At 42.8% G+C, this 20,934-nt stretch carries 17 protein-coding genes; 4 read left to right on the top strand and 13 right to left on the bottom strand.

All coding sequences use genetic code 11. The annotated features are described in order from the left end of the window. Positions 1-11 precede the first annotated feature (11 nt). Positions 12-671 (bottom strand): 3D domain-containing protein, encoded by a 660-nt coding sequence (locus NSQ29_RS10390; RefSeq protein ID WP_149647339.1) that lies wholly within the window; start codon positions 669-671, stop codon positions 12-14. A gap of 400 nt (positions 672-1,071) precedes the next feature. Here NSQ29_RS10390 and ppk1 point away from each other — a divergent pair, with 400 nt between their 5' ends. Continuing rightward, on the top strand, positions 1,072-3,186 hold the full coding sequence (gene ppk1, locus NSQ29_RS10385) for a polyphosphate kinase 1 (RefSeq protein WP_339265039.1): 2,115 nt from the start codon (positions 1,072-1,074) through the stop codon (positions 3,184-3,186). Here ppk1 and NSQ29_RS10380 read toward each other — a convergent pair. The 6 genes from NSQ29_RS10380 to glgB all read right to left on the bottom strand — a co-directional run bounded on the left by NSQ29_RS10380 (position 3,134) and on the right by glgB (position 10,859). Further along, entirely contained in the window at positions 3,134-4,663 is a 1,530-nt protein-coding gene (locus NSQ29_RS10380; RefSeq protein WP_341124976.1) for a Ppx/GppA phosphatase family protein, read from the bottom strand. The two genes, ppk1 and NSQ29_RS10380, sit on opposite strands and share 53 nt — an antisense overlap. Before the next feature lie 157 nt (positions 4,664-4,820). After that, positions 4,821-5,543 (bottom strand): amino acid ABC transporter ATP-binding protein, encoded by a 723-nt coding sequence (locus tag NSQ29_RS10375; RefSeq protein WP_042188767.1) that lies wholly within the window; start codon positions 5,541-5,543, stop codon positions 4,821-4,823. Continuing rightward, complete coding sequence (locus NSQ29_RS10370; RefSeq protein ID WP_042128253.1) at positions 5,530-6,195, bottom strand: amino acid ABC transporter permease; 666 nt, start codon at positions 6,193-6,195, stop codon at positions 5,530-5,532. The genes NSQ29_RS10375 and NSQ29_RS10370 overlap by 14 nt, the downstream gene beginning before the upstream one ends. 106 nt (positions 6,196-6,301) lie before the next feature. Continuing rightward, on the bottom strand, positions 6,302-7,120 hold the full coding sequence (locus NSQ29_RS10365; protein WP_341124975.1) for a transporter substrate-binding domain-containing protein: 819 nt from the start codon (positions 7,118-7,120) through the stop codon (positions 6,302-6,304). Positions 7,121-7,448: 328 nt separating this feature from the next. After that, positions 7,449-8,873 (bottom strand): glycogen synthase GlgA, encoded by a 1,425-nt coding sequence (gene glgA, locus NSQ29_RS10360; protein ID WP_341124974.1) that lies wholly within the window; start codon positions 8,871-8,873, stop codon positions 7,449-7,451. Positions 8,874-8,921: 48 nt separating this feature from the next. Next, the gene (gene glgB, locus NSQ29_RS10355; protein ID WP_340970124.1) at positions 8,922-10,859 is read right to left on the bottom strand and encodes a 1,4-alpha-glucan branching protein GlgB; all 1,938 of its coding nucleotides are present in this window, start codon (positions 10,857-10,859) and stop codon (positions 8,922-8,924) included. 216 nt (positions 10,860-11,075) lie between these two features. Between glgB and NSQ29_RS10350 the strand changes: the two genes are divergently transcribed. Further along, on the top strand, positions 11,076-12,299 hold the full coding sequence (locus tag NSQ29_RS10350) for a glucose-1-phosphate adenylyltransferase (RefSeq protein WP_076283564.1): 1,224 nt from the start codon (positions 11,076-11,078) through the stop codon (positions 12,297-12,299). 195 nt (positions 12,300-12,494) lie between these two features. On the opposite strand, the gene NSQ29_RS10345 is transcribed toward NSQ29_RS10350, so the two are convergent. The 6 genes from NSQ29_RS10345 to NSQ29_RS10320 all read right to left on the bottom strand — a co-directional run bounded on the left by NSQ29_RS10345 (position 12,495) and on the right by NSQ29_RS10320 (position 18,998). Beyond that, positions 12,495-13,553, bottom strand: coding sequence for a GNAT family N-acetyltransferase (locus NSQ29_RS10345; protein WP_052404317.1), 1,059 nt, complete (start codon positions 13,551-13,553; stop codon positions 12,495-12,497). Between the two features lie 11 nt (positions 13,554-13,564). Then, a complete protein-coding gene (locus NSQ29_RS10340) occupies positions 13,565-15,022 on the bottom strand; it encodes a sensor histidine kinase (protein ID WP_042188776.1) in 1,458 nt (485 codons plus the stop codon). Continuing rightward, on the bottom strand, positions 15,019-15,717 hold the full coding sequence (locus NSQ29_RS10335; protein ID WP_042128265.1) for a response regulator transcription factor: 699 nt from the start codon (positions 15,715-15,717) through the stop codon (positions 15,019-15,021). The genes NSQ29_RS10340 and NSQ29_RS10335 overlap by 4 nt, the downstream gene beginning before the upstream one ends. Next, complete coding sequence (locus tag NSQ29_RS10330) at positions 15,710-16,987, bottom strand: hypothetical protein (protein WP_042194029.1); 1,278 nt, start codon at positions 16,985-16,987, stop codon at positions 15,710-15,712. The genes NSQ29_RS10335 and NSQ29_RS10330 overlap by 8 nt, the downstream gene beginning before the upstream one ends. Positions 16,988-17,027: 40 nt before the next feature. Further along, the gene (locus NSQ29_RS10325; RefSeq protein ID WP_076283562.1) at positions 17,028-17,753 is read right to left on the bottom strand and encodes a phosphonate ABC transporter ATP-binding protein; all 726 of its coding nucleotides are present in this window, start codon (positions 17,751-17,753) and stop codon (positions 17,028-17,030) included. 90 nt (positions 17,754-17,843) lie between these two features. Then, positions 17,844-18,998 (bottom strand): MFS transporter, encoded by a 1,155-nt coding sequence (locus tag NSQ29_RS10320; protein WP_076283781.1) that lies wholly within the window; start codon positions 18,996-18,998, stop codon positions 17,844-17,846. Positions 18,999-19,160: 162 nt separating this feature from the next. Here NSQ29_RS10320 and NSQ29_RS10315 point away from each other — a divergent pair, with 162 nt between their 5' ends. Continuing rightward, entirely contained in the window at positions 19,161-20,078 is a 918-nt protein-coding gene (locus NSQ29_RS10315; protein ID WP_341124973.1) for an ArsR/SmtB family transcription factor, read from the top strand. A 35-nt stretch (positions 20,079-20,113) separates the two neighbouring features. Beyond that, positions 20,114-20,860 (top strand): HAD family hydrolase, encoded by a 747-nt coding sequence (locus NSQ29_RS10310; RefSeq protein WP_341124972.1) that lies wholly within the window; start codon positions 20,114-20,116, stop codon positions 20,858-20,860. The last annotated feature ends 74 nt before the right edge of the window (positions 20,861-20,934 follow it).

The raw sequence follows: 20,934 nt of genomic DNA, 5'->3' as shown, positions 1-20,934 counted from the left end.
TTTTTATCTATCTATTTAACAATGTATAATTGTACATATTGATAACCGAATGATGATACAAAGCTTTGGCTACCAGGGATAAAGATATCGATACGATTGCCTTTTATAGCACCGCCCACATCCGTTGCCGTTGCTAAGAATGCATCTTTAGGCAATCCATCATGTGAATGGCCTGTCACCAATACTTTGGTACCGAGAGGAATCACATTTGGATCAACAGCAATAGTTCCAAGCTTGAGAGGATTTCCGAAATAATCTACTGCACCCCATCCGCCGTTCTCACTGCTTGCAGAAGAATAAGCTGAAGCTTTGACTTGAATCGATTTGTCATAATTAAAGGACTTACCCCATGCTTCAACTGTTTTGGACTCTGAGTTTACATTCAGACTTGGTGTAATCACTGGTGATTTGTCAGTTGTAGTTACGGACTCAGCCTGCATCTTACTAGGGATAGTAATTTCAAGACCTTCGTAAATGTTAAGTGCTGCAACGTTTGGGTTTGCTTTCATTAATTCATTCACACCTACATTATATTGCTTGGATAAAGTATAAAAAGTGTTGCCATCCTTAGCGATATGAACGCTGTCTGCATGAGCTGGGACGGCATGCAGTAATGCACTGATTCCCATAATTGCAGCAAGGGTTTTAATTGTTCTAAATCTGTTCTTCATAATTGCCTCCTCATTAGATGGGCGTGAACGGTATCACTTCCGTATACGCTCGTGTACATTTTAAGTACTTATGTACAACCCGTGTGTGATTTCTTGATATGTTGCAGTCTTTTGTAAAACTGACAGGACTTAATATATCACAATTTTGTAACCTGTGCTTATGTAATTGTTACCACTTTGAAAAATCAAGTTTCAATATTGTCATTTTTTCGGATTGTGGTTAACATATTTTTCATTATGTTAACTACATTAAAAGATACATGCACCATTTTTAAAAATTATCATATAAAATTCCCGAAGATTTTACATAGCGTTAACATTTCATGCTTTATCCAATAGTAGAATGATAGAATATGATAAATAGAATAGATATAGACAACGAATCATATTTGGAGGTCCCATGAATACAGAAGAGAATAAAAACAACCAAAGCAGCCCAGCCACTGCTTACCTCAATAGAGATTTGAGCTGGATCGAATTTAACCGACGCGTGCTGAAAGAAGCTCAAGACCCTGATAATCCGCTAATGGAACGGGCTAGATTTCTGGCAATCGTCTCAAGCAATCTTGATGAATTCATAAGCGTTCGAGTGGCAGGAATTCAAGATCAAATCCGGGCAGGCTATACTAAAAAAGATTTCACTGGCTATACCCCTTCCGGGCTATACAAACGTCTCATCAAGCGAGTTACCAAAATTGTTGCCGACCAATACCGGATTTTCCGTGATATTTCACGGAGTTTGCATAAAGAAGGTATCGTTTTTGTGGATTATGAGGATCTCACTCATGCACAGGAACAGTCCATAGAACAATATTACCGGGATATCATCTATCCTGTACTTACGCCAATGGCTGTAGATCAGAGTCGACCGTTTCCACTCGTTCATAGCCAATTTATCTATTTAGCAGTAGTTCTTACTCGTAAGAATGGCCTTGAAGAAGAGCCTTTTTTTGCTATTCTGCAAATTCCATCTAATCTGCCAAGATGTATCCCGCTACCACACCGGTCTAACAGTAAGAAACGGCAGTTCGTATTTATAGAGGATGTCATCCGTCATCACATTCAAACTTTATTTAGTGGTTATGAGCCCGTTGCTGTTAGTGAATTTCGTTTGACCCGCAACTCTGATCTCACGATCGACGAAGAAGGGGCCGAGGATCTTCTAGAAGAGATTGAAAAGGAGCTGCGCAAGCGTCGCCGCGGTGTTCCAGCAAGACTTGAAGTACAAAAAGGAATTCATCCATATGCCTTGGAACAGCTGCAAGCTGAGTTTGAAATTGAAGATTTCGTATTCGAAATTGAAGGTCCGCTAGATCTAAGTTTCCTTCGTAATTTCGCCGGCAGTATTAAGGGCTTTAGTTACTTAAACTATCCAAGCATTGAACCCGTCTACCCTGCTGAATTTGAAGAGAACGAGGATTTCTTCGAGGTATTACGTGAGCGGGATGTTCTGGTCTACCACCCTTACGAATCCTTTGATGCGATGACGGACTTTATCATTCAAGCCTCAGAGGACGAACAAGTGATGGCCATTAAGATGACTTTATACCGCGTGAGCGGAAACTCTCCTCTGATCACTGCACTGGCTAATGCTGCTGAATCCGGAAAACAGGTAACAGTCGTTGTTGAGTTAAAAGCAAGATTTGATGAGGAACGTAACATTGCTTGGGCCCGCCAACTTGAAAAATCCGGATGTCATGTCGTTTATGGTCTTGTTGGACTCAAAACACATGCCAAAGTCACCTTGATTGTCCGTCAAGAAGGCCATGAATTACGTCGTTACGTGCATGTAGGCACAGGAAACTACAATGACAGTACAGCTAAAGTCTATACGGATCTCAGTCTATTTACTGCTCAAAGCGATATCGGACTTGATGCTTCCGAGCTGTTTAATCAAATGACTGGCTATTCCGCTGATTTTGACTGGAATTCCTTCATTGTAGCTCCAACTGACATGAGCCTTTCCTTACAAAAGCTGATGAAGCGTGAAGCGGAGCATGCTGCAGCTGGAAGACCTGCACGTATCATTGCCAAAATGAACTCACTCTCTAATCAACAAGTCATCGACGATTTATATGGTGCCGCACAGGCCGGTGTATCTATCGATTTAATCGTTCGGGGGGTTTGTTGTCTTCGTCCGGGGATTGAAGGCTTGAGCGAAAACATTACGGTTCGCAGTATTGTCGACCGCTTTCTGGAGCATTCAAGAATTTACTATTTTGAAAATGGCGGGAAGCCTGAGGTGTATTTATCCAGTGCAGACTGGATGACTAGAAACCTAACCCGACGGATCGAGCTGATGTGTCCGGTAAGAGACAGCAATATTCGTAAACAAATCGTTAAGATTCTTGAACTATCCCTTAAAGATAATGTGAAGGCCAGCTTCTTACAGCCTAATGGGTATTACGAGCAACCAGACGACAAAAAGGCCCCTTTCCGGAGCCAGTTCGCAGCAATGGATGTTACACGTTGGAAGGAAAATCGAGTTTTACCTTCACCGCCCAAGCATTCTTAAATGCTTTTAAGGCGTTCTCAATGTCCTCTAGACCAATCAGAAGCGCTGAAGCGCCCTCAAGATCCAGATTAAGAGTATTGCCGTGGAGATTAGCCTTCAGGCCGCTTACAATTCCGATCTCGGTGCTGTCTAGTGCAATGCTTAGCTGTACAAGCGATCCGAGCTTATGAATCCACTCTTCGTCGGAAGGCAGTAAAATGTCCTTATACATCTGGGACAATTTCTGCTTCCGGCTTTTTGTGCTATACGAGGCAATCATCGCGCACAGGATAAGCTGGCGGTGTGTCAGTCCACGAATCGGTGAATTCATCAGCCAATACAGGGTGTGTCGTTTAGATTGATAATAGTTAATGTTAGACCCTGTTCGATGTAGCATGATGGATACATAAATTAACATCTCATGTTCAGCTTTATTCTCCTCATCCTTGAACGCGTCAAACAGACTTAGAGCAAGCTTGTTAATATGATCTAAATACCGTTTAGAAGTACGAATATCAAACCGAATAATCGTATTTAAACTGTATTCAAGCGCACTGTCTCGCACCGGTTGATCCGGCTTCAGTAGATCATGTAGCATACCTTCCCTGAGCCCCTCCCCGCTGATTACAGCCTGGCTAGCCCCAATATACTGATATACCGTATGGAAAATAATCAACCCGGATACGATGATATCTGCTCGACTCTTAGACAACCCATCTAAGTCTTTACGCTTATCATAAGGCATTGAAGGTAATGTGTTCATAAAATGCTCAATCGTCTCACTGGCCATGGTGTAACCGTGAGAGTTAGGTAATGAGTATGCTCTAGTCTTTTGATCCAGCTTACCTAGAGAACGAACCGTACCTCCCAGACCAAACAGTGGAAGACCTGCTGTTGAGTTAAGCCAATCATGCTCTACCAATCTCCCCAGAACATAGGTCTCCAGCTTCTGAATCTGCTCTCCATTCCAGTTCCCGCCTTGACCAAACATAAGATTGGTATTCACCGCTCCGAACGGAAAGGAAATACTATGTTGATAACGCCGCCCGCGAAAAAGTGTGATTTCAGTACTCCCGCCACCAATATCGATGACATAACCATCTTCAACATTAAATGCGTTTATGACACCTAAGAAGCCAAAGTAAGCTTCCTGATGACCACTGATAACCTCAATGGGTATGGTAGAAGCTTCTGACAAAAAGGCAATAATTTCACTGGAGTTAGCAGCATTTCTGATTGCCGCTGTAGCGCCCGCACGAATGGTCTCTACATCAAAAGCATTGCAGATCTCCTTAAACTGGCGCAAGACTGGGATGATCGTCTCCATATCCTTCTGCTCCAGTCGACCTTCCTTCGTAATCTTCTCACTAAGACGTGCAGAGTACTTACACTCCTTGATGATCTTATAGCCTCCCTCCGGCGTTGTATCATAGATTACAAGACGTATGGAGTTAGAACCAATATCGATAATGCCTATCCGGCGCAGATCATCTCTCATTATGTATGTACTCCTTTTCAAGTTGATTGACCATCTATTATACATGGTTTACATAAATAAATGAACTCAGTCCATTATATCCTCAAATTATGCAACTGTTAAAAAAATAAAGCAGCACCCGGATAACTTGCCCGAGCGCCGCTTCGATTTGACTTACTTATAACACTTTACTTAAAAAATCCTGTGTACGTACATGCTGAGGATTTCCGAATACTTGTGCAGGTGTACCCTGCTCTACAATTACGCCGCCATCCATAAATAGAATACGGTCGCCCACTTCGCGTGCAAAGCCCATCTCATGCGTAACAATGACCATTGTCATACCATCTTCTGCAAGCTTCTTCATAACCTCCAGCACCTCACCGACCATCTCTGGGTCAAGGGCTGAGGTTGGCTCGTCAAAGAGCATCACATGAGGCTGCATCGCCAGCGCACGGGCAATCGCGATCCGCTGCTTCTGCCCTCCGGACAGTTGAGCAGGATATGCATCCTTTTTATCTTCAAGGCCTACAGTCTTGAGCAGCTCCATTGCGAATTTATCTGCTTCGGACTGCTGCTGTTTTTTCACCTTAATCGGTGCTAGTGTAATGTTCTGCAGAACTGTTTTGTGAGGAAAGAGGTTAAACTGCTGAAATACCATTCCCATCTTCTCACGTGTGACATTAATATCGTGCTTTTTGGAGGTAATAGATTCACCTTCAAAAGTAATTTCGCCACCAGTTGGCTGCTCCAGGAGATTCAAACAGCGCAGAAAGGTACTTTTACCCGATCCACTCGGTCCGATAACGACGACGACCTCACCTTTATGAATCTCCAAGTCAATTCCCTTGAGAATTTCCAGCTTCCCGTAATTTTTTTGCAAGTTCTTAACGGCGATCATCGGTATTCAGCCTCCTTTCCAGTCTACCTAGGATCTTCGATAGCGTAAATGTCAGCACAAAGTACATAAATGCGATAATTACAAGTGGTGTCATACCATCGTAAGAAATCGTTGTAACCGTACGTGCTTGAAACATCAAATCCGTAACGCCGATAAAAGAAATAATCGATGATTCCTTGATAATGGTGATAAATTCATTTCCGATTGCCGGAAGAACACTCTTGAGTGCCTGCGGGAGTATGATATGGCGCATAGTCATCCCTTGCTTCATTCCAAGCGAACGGGCTGCCTCCATTTGTCCACGATCTACCCCTTGTATCCCAGCACGGAAAATCTCTGCAAGGTAAGCAGAACTGTTAATGGATAAAGTGATTGCCCCCGACTGAATCGGTGTAAATTCAATCCCGAATGTAGCCAATCCATAATGGATCAGAAACAGTTGTACAAGCATAGGTGTACCACGAAGGAATTCTACCCAGGCTGTTGCCAAGAAGCGAAGCACACCCCATTTGGACATACGTAGCAAGGAAACAATAATCCCTAGAATAAAACCAAAGAAGACGCCTAGAACAGCAAGCAGCAAGGTATACTGCAAACCGGTTAGGAAAAAATCACGATAATCATAAGCCATTTTAAATAAAGTAATGTCCATAACCTATCCTCCCATCTCCAAAAAAATAGAAAATAGCTTATTGTCGCTATTTTCTGTATACACATACAATTTACTTTAGCAGACTTTAAAAATATCCGTTGTTTCTTTACTTCGTGCTATCTGCAAGCTCACTAGCTGCCGTTACGTACTCATCAATTTTACCTTCTGAGTTTAAACGTGTCAGTGTGCTGTTTACTTGATCCAGTAGCTCTTTATTTCCTTTTTTAATACCAATAGCATAACCGTCATCTTCAACTTCTGGCTTAGCATCAGTAATTACAAGACCAGGAACATTCTTAACGAATGATTTGGCGACGGGCCCTTCAATGATAGCAGTATCTACACGATTGGATTGCAATTGTAGAACGATTTCGGAGATTTTACCAAGCGAAGTGATTTTCGCTCCCTCGATCCCTTTAGCAATTTCTTCTTGAATGGATCCAGTCTGCACACCAATTTTGGTACCTTTTACAGCATCCATAGTGGCGTATTTATCTTTGTCCGCTTCGCGCACAACAATCGCTTGCTCAGCCTTGTAATAAATGTCTGAAAGATCAACAGCTTTTTTACGTTCTTCCGTCGGGCTAAGTCCAGAAATTACAATATCTACTCTTCCGCTGGACAATTCGTTCAATAGTGAGTCGAATGGCAAGTCCTTAATTACAAGTTCTGCACCCATATCAGCAGCAATTTCCTTAGCGATATCGATATCGAAGCCCACGATAGTATCTTTACCGTCTACTACTTTATGGAATTCGTACGGAGGAAAATCTGCACTTGTGCCCATAGTAAGCTTCTTAGTAGCCCCACCGTTAGTTGCATTTCCATTTGCAGCGGTATCACTATCATTTTTATTTTGACCGCAGCCTGACAACAGGCCTACTGCTAATAACATACCTAAACTAAGTTTACCCCATTTGTTCATTTCTATATCTCCCCTATTCGTATGAAAAAAATCCAAGTTGTCTCTTTGACCGACTTATTATAAATCAGAACGCATGAATATGCAAAGGCATAATTGTGACAATAACTTCCTTTTATTGGGTTTCAAAGCAAAGAATTCATTCTTCTGAAACATATTATTCAACATTTATTCAAATTTTATATAATTTTATACATTTTTACTATTCCCTAACTTAACCAAATCATGCGGCAAATCGCCCCTAATTTTCATCAAAAAAAGGAGTGCACTAAAGTATGAGTTATACTTCAGTGCACTCCCTTATTAACCTATTACGGAATCTAATGAATCCTTATTCCGTAATTTCATTATAAATATCAATGTACTGTTGCGCCGATACATTCCAGCTATAATCACCAGCGAATGCGTTTTTCGTAATCTTTTTCCAATGTTCAGGCTGCTTGTATAATGAGATCGCCCGGCGAAGTGTAAACATCATATCGTGGGCGTTGTAATTGCTGAATGTAAAGCCGTTCCCTTCACCGGATTCTTCATTATAAGCTTGAACGGTGTCATTCAAGCCGCCAGTTTCCCGCACAACAGGTATGCTTCCGTAGCGTAAAGCGAGAAGTTGACTGATCCCGCAAGGTTCAAACTTGGAAGGCATAAGAAAGATATCACTAGCAGCATATATTTTGCGTGAGAGTGCATCATTAAAGAGGATTTGTGAAGATAGCTTTGTCGGATAACGCCAAGCCGCTTCCTTAAACCACCGCTCATAGGACTCATCCCCCGTTCCAAGCAGAACAAATTGAATGTCATCCTTATACAATAGCTCATCCAATACACGCGTAAGCAAATCTAAACCTTTGGAATCCACAAGACGAGTAACCATAGCCACCATCGGAATATTAGCATCCACAGGTAGTCCTAATTCCTCCTGCAAGGCTAATTTGTTCTCCGTTTTCTTCGCCAGATTAGAACGATAACGGGTAACAAGACTTGTATCTGTTGCAGGATTATAACTTTTTGTATCTATTCCATTCACAATACCGCTCAAAACATCCGCTCGCGCATTCAACAATCCATCCAGTCCGTAACCATAATAAGGTGTTCGAATTTCTTCCGAGTAGGTTGGACTTACTGTGGTGACACGGTCGCTGTATACAATGCCACCTTTTAAGAAATTCACATTCCCGTAATACTCCACGCCTCCAAAATAACTGCTGTCCAGACCCAATAGCTCCCCAAGTACCTCATAAGGAAACACACCCTGATACAACAGGTTATGTATGGTAAATACACTTCGCATTTCGCTGTAAAATGGATTGTGTCGATAATGACCCTGAAGCAGCATTGGGATTACAGCCGCATGCCAATCATGGCAATGCATGACGTCCGGCTGAAAATCAATAGCTGGCAGACACTCCAGCACCGCACGATTATAGAACGCGAAGCGTTCCCCATCGTCCATATATCCGTAGATTCCGTCCCGTCCAAAATAATATTCATTGTCGATAAAGTAAACGGGAATACCGTCGTAAACCATATGTTCGATTCCGCAGTACTGATTACGCCAGCCGATTGGCACATACACTTCTGTTAAATGCTCCATTTTTGAAGTGAACTTTTCTGGAATCCCACGATATTTAGGCAAAATCACTCGTACATCCACCCCGGCACCCTTCAGCGCTTTAGGTAATGCCCCAATGACATCGGCCAGACCACCCGTTTTGATAAATGGATGAGCTTCAGCTGCGGCAAATAAAACTTTCATGATTATTTCCCCCTTTAAAGTGTACGGATTCTCTATTCGTTCTTTAATCTATGACTCATTTGCCTCTTTACTCTTACCCACTCGTGACGTTTTCTTAAACACCAGGAAGCTAAGAGGCGGTAATGTTAGCTCTATACTGTTCACCTGATTATGCCATTCTAACTTTTTGCTCTTCTGAGGCAAGTTGTGTATACCCGAACCTCCGAACGCTACATCTTCCGAGCTAAAAAGTTCTTCATAAGTCCCTGGGCGTGGAACCCCTATACGATACTGTTGACGCTGGACAGGTTGAAAATTGATGATAAACAGCAACGTATCTCCAGGCTTCTTGCCTTTACGCAGATATGAAATTACGCTTTGTTCATTGTCATCTGCATCAATCCATTGATAACCCTCTTGGGAATGATCAAGCTCCCACAGGGCTTTCTCCGAGCGATACAGTTTATTAAGTGCAGCAGTGTAAGCTAGCATACCACGATGGCTATCATAGTCCAGCAGTAGCCAATCCAGCTGCTCTTGATCCTTCCATTCGATAAATTGACCAAATTCTCCTCCCATGAACAGAAGTTTCTTTCCGGGATGGGATATTTGATAACCGAGCAGTTGCCTAAGTCCTGCGAACTTCTGTTCATAAGAACCGGGCATTTTGTCCAGTAACGACTTCTTGCCATGTACAACCTCGTCATGTGATAAAGGTAATGCATAATTTTCGGCATAAGCATAACATATTGGAAATGTTAATAAATTATGATGATGAGGGCGCCCCCAAAAATCATGTTCTATGTAGCCCAAGGTGTCATTCATCCATCCCATATTCCATTTGTAGTTAAAACCGAGGCCACCTTCATGAGCTGGCGCTGTAACTCCCGGCCAAGCACTAGATTCTTCTGCCATCATTAATGCCTTAGGAAAATACTGAAATATCGCTTTATTCAGGTTCTGAATAAACTTAATGGCTTCTAAATTCTCCAGACCACCATTCACATTACGTCGATATTGATGAGCTTGTTTCTCAAAGTCGAGACGTAGCATACTGGTAACCGCATCTACACGCATCCCGTCAATATGATAATACTCAAACCAAAAGAGTGCATTAGAAATGAGGAACGAAGAAATCTCAGGCTTGCTGAAGTCAAACGATAGGGTTCCCCAGCCTGGTTTTTCCGCTAACATTGGATCTTCATATTCATAAAGTGGCGAGCCATCAAACATTCTTAAACCGTGTGCATCCTTTGCAAAATGGGCCGGAACCCAATCCAGAATGACACCAATTCCAGCTTGATGCAAATGATCGATTAAATACATCAACTCATGGGGTTCACCATATCGGCTCGTAGCCGCAAAATACCCCGTACCTTGATAGCCCCATGATAAATCGTATGGATGCTCAGCAAGCGGCATAAACTCAACATGGGTATAACCCATTTCCACCAAATAAGGAATTAATAATTCACTCATTTCCTGATAGCTGTAAAATTCCCCATCTTCTTTTTGACGCCAAGTTCCAAAATGCATCTCATAAATGTTCATCGGTTGATGATATGGTGCTTTACTCTTTCTCCGCCATGTAGCATCTCCCCAACGATAACCACTGAGATCCGTAACAACGGATGCAGTCGCCGGGCGAACCTCAGCTTTGAAGGCAAAAGGATCCGCTTTTAGGAAGCTGGAGCCATCACTGGCAACAATCCTGTATTTGTAAAAAGTTCCCGGCTGTATTCCCGGAAAAAAACGACTCCAAAATCCTGAATCGGGTATCTTATATAACGAGTCCATGTCCTGCGTTCCATCCCAGCCATTATGATCACCAGCTAGTCCTACATATGTCGCATGAGGAGCCCACACGGTAAAGCGCACGCCCGTAACGCCTTCTTCAGCGGCAGTGTGCGCACCCAGCATAGAATAGCTGCGATAATTGGTGCCCTCATGGAACAAATAAATATCAGCAGCTGACGGAAGGGTATCGATTGTTGCTTTTTCAGCCAATTCTACACCACCTTTTTTGAATGCTTGTACCTATTACATTAACCGAATATTACCATTTTGAAAATGATTTGATGTGAAAACAAAAGATTTTCTGATAAAGAAATATTAATTGTAATTTTTCTTTTTACACAGCAATATACTTCACCTATGTCGTTTCAAGTGCTTGTCGTGAGTTTATATATCAAGCATTGACAAAATAAATGGGAGGGATAACAAATGAATAACAAAAAAGATTGTATCGCCATGCTCTTGGCAGGAGGGGAAGGCCGCAGATTGGCTCCCTTGACTTCCAGTATGGCTAAGCCTGCAGTCCCTTTCGGTGGACAGTATAAAATTATTGATTTCCCACTAAGTAATTGTGTAAATTCTAAAATTGATACAGTAGGTGTCCTGACGCAATATGAAGCTGAATCCTTACATGAACACATCGGTGAAGGTGAGCCTTGGGGCTTACATAGTCAAAAGGATAAAGGTGTAACCCTGCTTCCTTCCGGTGTTGAAGGCAGAGACAGCTATACAGGAACTGCTGATGCAATTTATAAAAACATTGAGTATATCGATAGCCGTAATCCAGAACATGTTCTCATTCTATCCGGTGATCATATTTACCATATGGATTACCGAAAAATGTTGGATTACCATGTAGAGAAGGCTGCAAAAGCCACCATCTCCGTAATGGAGGTGCCGTGGGATGAAGCTAGTCGTTTTGGAGTGATGAACGTAAATGATGAACTAAAAATCTCTGAGTTTGCGGAAAAACCAAAAGTACCTAAAAGTAATTTAGCTTCTATGGGTATATATCTGTTTGAGTGGGCTTATCTGAAGGAGCACTTGTTGCGGGATGCAGCTAATCCGAATTCCAGTCATGACTTTGGTAAAGACGTTATACCAACGATGCTTGATCAGAATGATGATTTATTCGCTTACCGCTTCAAAGGATACTGGAGAGATGTAGGTACTGTGGGTAGTCTCTGGGAAGCACATATGGATCTTCTGCAAAAAAACAATGGCATGAAGCTCGACAAAGCTCATTGGCCGATGTATAGCCGGAGTCGCCGGACTAAGCTTGCTGTTCATAAACCACGTGTTCAGATTCCATCAACGGACTCTCTCGTGAATGAATTCTGCACGCAAGAAGGTAGCTTGCAACGTTCTGTAATCTTCAATGGTGTGGAAATTGGAAAAATGAGCCAAATTAAACAAAGCGTTATTATGCCTGGCGTTCGCATCGGACGTGGAGTACAGATCGAAAATGCCATTATAGGCGAAGGCGCCATTATTAAGGATGGTGCTGTCGTCAAGGGAAGTATTAATAATATTGTAGTTGTTGGGCCCAATGAGACCGTAGCTCCTAAGCCAGCGGTTCGAAATCAACCCTCCCGTCTGTTTCAGGATGTTTATGAGAAGACAGGACGTCTACGGGAAGTTCTCCCTTCTTAAAACCATTATATATATAAATACTTTATCAAGCAAAAACGCCTTCGGCGTCCCAAATGGACGGTAAGCGTTTATGCGAGAAATATAAGGATAATGTATAGTGTGAAACCTATATATACTTATATATATAAAAAGGGGCTGTTGTCCTGGTCGAACATGACCAGAGCAACAGCCCCTTCGGTTGTTAGAAGTTTACCTTTATGATTCATGGAGCGCTAACCATTCTCGATCTAAAATACTCATTTCCACACAATCTACATATTGCTCCCCAAACAGCGCTGATTCGCGCTCTACACCCTCCCGCTTAAAGCCCAATGCTTCATAGGTTTTCAGGGCAACGGTGTTGAAAGCAAAAGCTCCCAGAGAAATACGATGCAGATCCAAACTCTCAAATCCGATCCGGAGCATTTCATTCATCATCCTTGTTCCAAAGCCTCTGCCCTGATAATCAGTATCTACTACTACTCTGCCAATACGTGCAGATCGATTCGCCCGGTCAATAGCTGAAAAACTGATGTGTCCCACGACCTGCTGAGTAGCTTCATGCACCGCACAGAAGATAAGGCGATCAGAATTCGCTGGATGATTAGCCCCATCTAAATACTTAGTAAGCTGGTCATCGTCAAGAGGAAAAGTTAGTGAAGGTCCAGCCCATTGCTTCAGATACTCAGGTGAGACACTCCATCGTTTCAGGTGCTCAAAGTCCGATTCAGAAATAAATCTAAGAATCAGACGATCGGAATCAGGTTGTTCCTCAAAATGCTCATACAGGTTCACTAAACGACCATTTCCCATATCGTTAGTACCCATGTAATGAAAACCCATGCTCTGATAATAACGATTGAGTTTAATGTTATGTGCGACGGTATCAAATCTGAGTCCTCTGCAGCCAAGTTCTTTGGCTCGCACCGCAGCATATTTAAGCATATGCTGACCAAGTCCCTGACTGCGGTGTGAACCCGCTACAGCTAATCTATGCAAATATGCATAAGACTCATCGTTTTTGCTTCCCCAGTATTGAGGATCACTGAATTGTAATGTGAACATTCCAACTACTGCTTCATCGTCAATCGCAAGATAAACATGCCTATCAGTGAAATAGCCTGTGATATCATTCTCGTTAAATTGGCCGGGGGTCCATTGCTTTATCCCATTTCGTTCCATCCAATTTGCTGCTTCCTGCAGCAGCCTCAAGATATCACCAGTCCGATCAGGTTCTCCACGAACGATCCTAATCGAATTCCCCCATACTTCCATTTCCATACCTCCTAGACATCTGATTCAGGTAAGGTAGCTGTTATTTGTGCTACATGATCTGAATTGACTTCAGGCAGCTTCTCAGTAAGTGGCAAGATTACGGTAACTTCAGTTCCACTACCTAGCTCACTTTCCATTTCGAGCTTCCCGTGATGAAGTTCCACGATTTGTTGTGAGATGGCTAGACCTAAGCCCGTTCCCCCGTTCAACGCATCCACTTGAAAGAAACGGTCTTTCACTCTGGAGATATGTGCTTCACTAATCCCAATCCCACTATCACGAACCATGATAGCAGTCTCTGTAGCCGAAATTCTCTTCGCAGACAATTCTATACTGGACTCCTCATGTGAAAACTTCACGGCATTGTCTACCAGATTCAAGAACACTTGTTTTAGACGATTGGCATCCCCTTTAACATAGATCCCGTCTTCACATTCAAGAAGCAGGTGAATCCGTTTTTTCTCCGCCTTGGCCCAAATATTAAGTATAGTCTCCTGAAGTAACACTTTCACGTCAACAATCCCAATGGACAGCTTCATTTGGTTCTGCTGCAGCTTTGAAAAGTCTAGAATCTCCTCTACTAGACCAATCAAGCGTTCACTTTCTTTGGAAATGATGCTGACTCCAAGCTTTGTCTCCTCCGGATCATAGCCACCAGAGACCAAGGTTTCACTCCAGCCCTTGATACTAGTAAGGGGTGTCCGAAGCTCATGTGAAATGGACGAGATGAAATCATCCTTAATCTGATTACTGCGCACAATTTCCTGAGCCATATAATTCAGCGTTGAAGCCAAGTCACCAATCTCAAATTTGTAATTCCCCTTAATCCGCACATTAAATCTACCCTTAGCCATTTGGGCTGATACCGCCGTAATGTTATTGAGCGGCTTTACGATTGAATTGGCAAGTCCGAAGCTGAACACGATAACAACAGCCATAACAGCTGCGCCTATACCAATTGACAGTAACGTAAGATTAAGCAAATCGTTGTTGATGCCCTCAAGTGAAGTAAGATATCTTAGAATATACGTATCACGTCCGTGAACCTGTAGCATCTTGGACACAGCCATAACACTCTCGTTAGTACCACTCTGGCGTCCTACCCAGCGGCCAATACTGCCCCCTACCGCCTCAGGGACGTCACTAGTTGTAATCGTACGATCAGGCTGAAAACCGGTCGAACTGGTAATCATGTCACCATTCATGGTCAATACTTCTAGCTCTGTATTGGGCAGCTCAAATCTATCCAGCAGTACTTGCAGCTGATTCGAGTTGTTATCGCCATCTAGCTCGTATTTATGAAAAAACGACTCTGCCGTGGTAATGTGATTTTTCATCTTGCTATATACACTGTCATAATAATACGTTCTGATGGCAAGCAGGAAGATAACTTCTACGAGGAGAAGCGCCAAAAAAACTACAAGAATGTAGTGTAGAACAATTTGTCTGCGCATCCCCTTCTTAATCATTGTACTTGGCCTTTCCATCTATATCCGTGTCCCCATACCGTTTGCAAGAATTCTGGCTCTGACGGATTATTCTCTATTTTTTGACGCAGACGACGAATATTCACATCCACAATTTTGGGATCACCCATATACTCCTTGCCCCACACATGATCCAGCAGAAGATCGCGGCTGAGCGGTGTATTTTCTTTTTCGAGGAAGAATTGAATCAACGAAAATTCCGTTGGCGTCAGTTCAATCGCTTCATTATCACGTTTAAAATGTTTGGAAATAAGATCCAAGGTAAATGGCCCTGAAACGAATGAAACTTTCGCTGACTGTTCACGATGAACGTTCACTCGGCGCAGCAAAGATTGAATTCGAGCAATCAGTTCTGTCGGGCTGAATGGCTTGCTAACATGGTCATCCGCTCCTACAGACAATGCATACACTTTATCTTGCTCTTGAACCTTGGCTGTCAGAAAAATAATACCCAAACGCTCATTGGTTTCTCTGACCCGTCTACATACTTCAAATCCATCAATACCCGGAACCATTACATCCAACAGAGCGATATCAATATCAGGGATCGTGGTTAACTTGTGAAGAGCTTCATGCCCATCCGCAGCCTCTATCACTTCGAACCCATTACGCTTCAAGTTAATGACAATAAAACTACGAATGGACTCCTCATCTTCCAGTATCAGTACTTTACTCATCTATTCCCTTCCTTTCTATAGGGGAAGCAATTTTATTGCTTCCTTCCTTTGTTGTACTTTGTTCTAACTTACCGCGGTAGGCGATGACCTTGTCTGCATCACGTGCAAGCAAATCCCAACCGTCATTTTTTACGCGATCCCATTCTGAAGGAGAAAAGAAGGAAACCTCAGCAACCGTCTCACCGGTATCTGACATGATAAACTTAAGGTTCTTATCCAGAACCGATTTCGTATCAACTGTCACCTTTCCATGCCATTCCGGAGAAAAATTAATATTGAATCGATCCGATGGATCATGATATAGCTGGGTTGCGAAGGTCAGACCTTCTTTCCCATCCCATTTATAATAGGAGGTAAAGTATGGAATTTCAGCTGGATCGAAATACTCCCATCCTTTAGGCGCCTCAAGCAATCCAATTTCAATAATGCCATCATGATCAATATCTTCACTTGCAATCCGACGATCTTTATAAGTCCGCGCATCGCCTGGTAATACCACACGCAGCTTGTTATTCTCCATAACGACAATAGAGGTATAGGCAGATTGGGAATCCACTGCAGCATCCAATACGATTCCTTCTTTATTCTCTGAGATTTTTCCTGCAACAATATTGTAATAATTATTAAAATAAGGATCGATATTATCAAGCTTATCGAGTACCTTAAAGCCATCATTGTACTGATAGACCGAAATGGTTGCAAATTCATTTCTTTTAAAGTAAACAACGGTTATGTCTTCAATTCCATCCCCATTAAGATCATCAATCATATATTTTGTATAAGGATGTGAAAGCACTTCTTCTAATGTTCCGCTGGAATAGCTATAGACGACAAGACCCTTTTCTTCACCTTGTGAATAGCCGGTAACAATTTCAAGCTTCCCATCACCCGTCATATCCTTCAAATCAACCGACTCCAGCACAGACCCGTCGCCATCGAATACAAGTTTCTTGACCCAAGTGTCGCCCTGTTTCTCCAGTATCATCCCGTGAATCTGTACCGCTTCACCTGGAGTCCTATAGAACACTAGCGTCTCCATAACTCCATCCTTATTGAGATCTTCAGTAAAGATGGTACTATCATCGTCATTGGTCGGACGAATCAACGTGGAACCTGCTGGCTTAAGTGAATTAATAGCAGCCATAAGTGTTGCTTTGTCAGCAGACAATTGTGGGGATTTCATCTTAGAAACAGGATCACTGATGAAAGTACAACCCGACAGTACGGATAACGTCAGCGTTGCGGCTACAAAGCACCTAAGACTTCTCATATTCAACTTCATCACTCTTTTCCTTATCCGTGTCCTATATTTAAAGATTTGCACGTTCTTGGAACGTTAATCTACGCCCCTTTATATCATGCTTAATTCTGCCATCTTCTAGTACCCATAGACGCGTAGCAAAACGTTCCGCTAATTCAATCGGTAATACCGTTACAACCGTAAGACCGGTTTCTTTACACAGCTTCCGCAATGTTTCCAAGACACTCTCCGCGGATTTAGGATCTAATCCCGTAACCGGTTCATCCGCTAAAATCACTTTAGCACCGTGAGTCAACGCTCTAGCAATCGCTACACGCTGCCTTTCTCCGCCACTAAGTTGACTTGTCTTCATCTTCGCCTTATCCAGGAGGCCAAGGGCGTCCAGTTCATCCATTGCACCCATATAATCATCTGAACGTACCATCCCAGTGACCATTCGCCATAACGGCGTTTGTGAAGACTGGCCGATCAGTACATTTTTCAATGCAGTACGGTTAGGATTGAGCTCTGCATTCTGCTCCAGGTATGCCCACTCGCGGCGGATTTTTCTTTTACCTGTAAAGGCACTCGCCATTATATCTGTACCGTCCACTCTAAAATTCCCTCTATCCCACTTCTCACGCAGCGCTAAACAGCGCAGTAAAGTGGTCTTACCGCTACCGCTAGCTCCAAGTATTGCTACGAACTCACCCGGTTCTAATTGAAACCCTATATCCTGTAGAACTGGATTCTTATCTTCCCCAACTGCCTTGGCTAAGTGTTCAACTGTGATCATAGTTCAGCCTCTCCCTGTCTTTATCTATAATCTATAGTGTACTCTGAAAGCCAGATGAATTTCCATGCGAGCACTCGTTCTTATCTTACCTCAAATTTTTTGCCGTGGCGAGAAAAATAACCCAAGCAATCCGAAGGCGATATATAAAGCGCCCATCAAGCCGAAAATCCCCCCGCCCCAGCCGACTTGCATGAGCAAACCGCCGATCCCTGGACCTATAATACTGCCTATACTAAAATGAAAAGAAGCAACCACATTTGCAGCAGGCAGTAAATGTCGTGGTAAAATGTCCGCAGCCAGACTAAGGCCTAACGAGAAAAAGGAGCCTACAAGTCCACCAGCAATCATCAACAGCACCATAGTCACTTTGAAATGGTCACCTGCTAATGGCAGTAATGCGAAGGCAATCCCGCCTCCAATCCCAGTAAGAATCAATACCTTCTTTCGACCAAAACGGTCGCTCCACAGTCCTAGCGGGAATTGTAACAACAGTCCTCCAATGCCCGCAAAAGGCAATAAGGCTGCAATTTGATCCGTGCTGTATCCGATCCGGAGGCCATACACTGGAAAATTACTGTTTAAGCTTGCTTCCATGAAACCGTATAGGAGTGCAGGAATTAAAGCAAACCACGCTAGACTGTAACAACGTCCAAACCGGCGTACCTGACTTTCTCCACTCTCAACTTTATCTGGACGTGAATCCGGAAGCATTGTAACGGCTAGTATTAGGACCAGCAAAAAAAGAAAAGCTAGAACAATAAAGGGTGTTGCCTGACCAAAGCGCAGCAGACTAATTCCAAGTGGCCCCAAGCTAAAGCCCAGACCATAGGACATCCCATACAGGGAAAGATTTCGTCCACGATGCTCGGCAGGTGTCATTAGCAGCACCCATAGCTGGGCGGCATAATTGATAGCTGCATCACCAACACCTACAAGTAGACGTAACACAAACCATATTTTGATTCCAGGAAAAAAGGGGAATAAAAGCAAGCTTACTAAGACTAAGCTTATCCCGCCAGCAATCAATTTTTTGAATCCAATCGCTCCGAGAACTCTTTCAGCAATCAAGGTCATTCCGAATGATCCTATGTATAAAGCAGCTGCATTAAGTCCATTAAGCGAAGAGGAAACTCCTTTCTGCTCCAATAGAATGGATAATACGGGAAGCAGCATTCCTTGGCTGAGTCCAGCCGCTATAGTAGCGGTAATAAGAATCATGAAATTCATTTTGCTGTTACTTCGAATAGATAATTTTGGCCGGTCTGACACAGATGATATCCCCCTATGATTAATAACGCTAATTTGTTCTAACGCCAATTGGCAAACACCGAACATTATAGTGGACAACCCTCTTCAAAACAAGAGATAATATGAAGATGTTACGGATTTCCTGGGGGTGCATGAGACATGGAGTACGAATTAAAGATCGACGTATCGCCGGTTTATGAACTGCTGGACAGTTTTATGTTATATGTAACTAGAAAATGGATCTCCAATTTGGACATTGGTCCCCACTGGATAAGTGATGTGGAAGATCGCATTTCTCCTCATAAGGTAACAGCTTTAATGCAAGCCGCCGAGTGGCCTTTTACGGATTATGATGTGCTATATGCCTGGGTTTACATTCGAGGACCCGCAACTTCAGTGCTGCATTACTTAGATGATCTGGATTCAGCCTCCATAGATGAATGTTATCAGCAAATCGCTCCGCTCATTCAGGAGTTTACGATTGAAGATGCTTTTCGGATTCGGAGCAGCTATAGTCCACTCTTGCGTCTCTGGTACGAGCAATACTTCCGCCATGTGGAGCACAAAATATTACCGCTATTAATTGAAGATGCTTCTGAGAAAAAAATGCTTGAAAGTAAAATGGATCCCATTTCTCTAATTGAATACGCGTCTGGCGGTGTAGTTTTCGAGGAGATCACGGATCTAAAAACGATTGTATTACTACCAACTGTTCATAATCGTCCGATTAACACCTACTGCTTCTACAAAACCATGGTGATCGTACAATACCCTGTAGATGTACCTTTAGAAGACGAAAATGAACCACCTATGGTGCTTTTGCGCATGACCAAGGCACTTTCCGACCCCACCAGACTTCGATTGCTTCGCTATGTCGCACATGAACCCAAGTCGTTGTGGGAGATGCAATCAGATCTTAATCAATCCAGAGAAATGCTGATGCATCACCTTATGATTCTACGAGTAGCCGGCCTACTCCGCATCCATCTTAGAGGTGAACAAGATGAACGTTTCAGTATTCGCCCTGACGGCGCATCAGAGCTTCAAATGTTCCTAGAGTCTTATATTTATCTATAGAACACATACAGATACAGATCCAAGGAGTGAGAGATATGAAATACATGACACAACAGGTGATTTTCGATCTAGATGATACACTGGTCCACTGCAACAAATATTTCGATCTGATTTTAGGGCAATATTTTGAGCTAATGACTGATTGGTTTAACGAATTTGGCCCGAGCACCAGTGACCTACGCGACAAACAAATAGAAATTGACGTGCACACGGTCAACACAAGTGGTCTTGCCAGCGATAATTTCCCTAAATCCCTAATCGCTACCTACCGCTATTTCTGCGCAAAATATAATCGTCCGACGGACCGTTTTCAAGAACAACAGTTACACAAGCTTGGACTAAGCGTCTATGATCAAGAAATCGAAGCTTACCCTGGCATGGTTGAAACGCTGGATACTCTGAAGCAGGATGGTCACCATTTATTCCTGTACACAGGTGGAGACGATACGATCCAACAACGTAAAATTGAGCAAATGAAGCTAGATGCTTACTTTGATGACCGGATCTATATTCGTCAACATAAAAATGTTGAGGCACTTGAAAATATTTTGACTACGCAAGGCTTTGACCGCAAACGCACCTGGATGATTGGTAACTCTTTACGTACAGATGTACTTCCGGCAGTAACCGCAGGCATTAACAGTATCTATCTGAAGCAACAGAATGAATGGAGCTATAACCTTATTGAACTGGAGCAAGAAATGCAACAAGCAGTGAAGACCATTTCCTCCATCCATGAGGTGCCTCCTGTTATTCGTAGTGCTACCCTGCAGAAACTCTAGGTGCAAAGTAACCTCAGACATTGTTACAAATGACATATCTACTCTACCTCTGGGATGATTATACTATTTTTGTA

The organism is Paenibacillus sp. FSL F4-0236, from assembly GCF_038000135.1.
Classification (GTDB): Bacteria; Bacillota; Bacilli; order Paenibacillales; family Paenibacillaceae; genus Paenibacillus_AQ.
The sequence above is the reverse complement of the archived record's forward strand: the minus strand, read 5'-3'. Positions and strand labels throughout refer to the sequence as shown.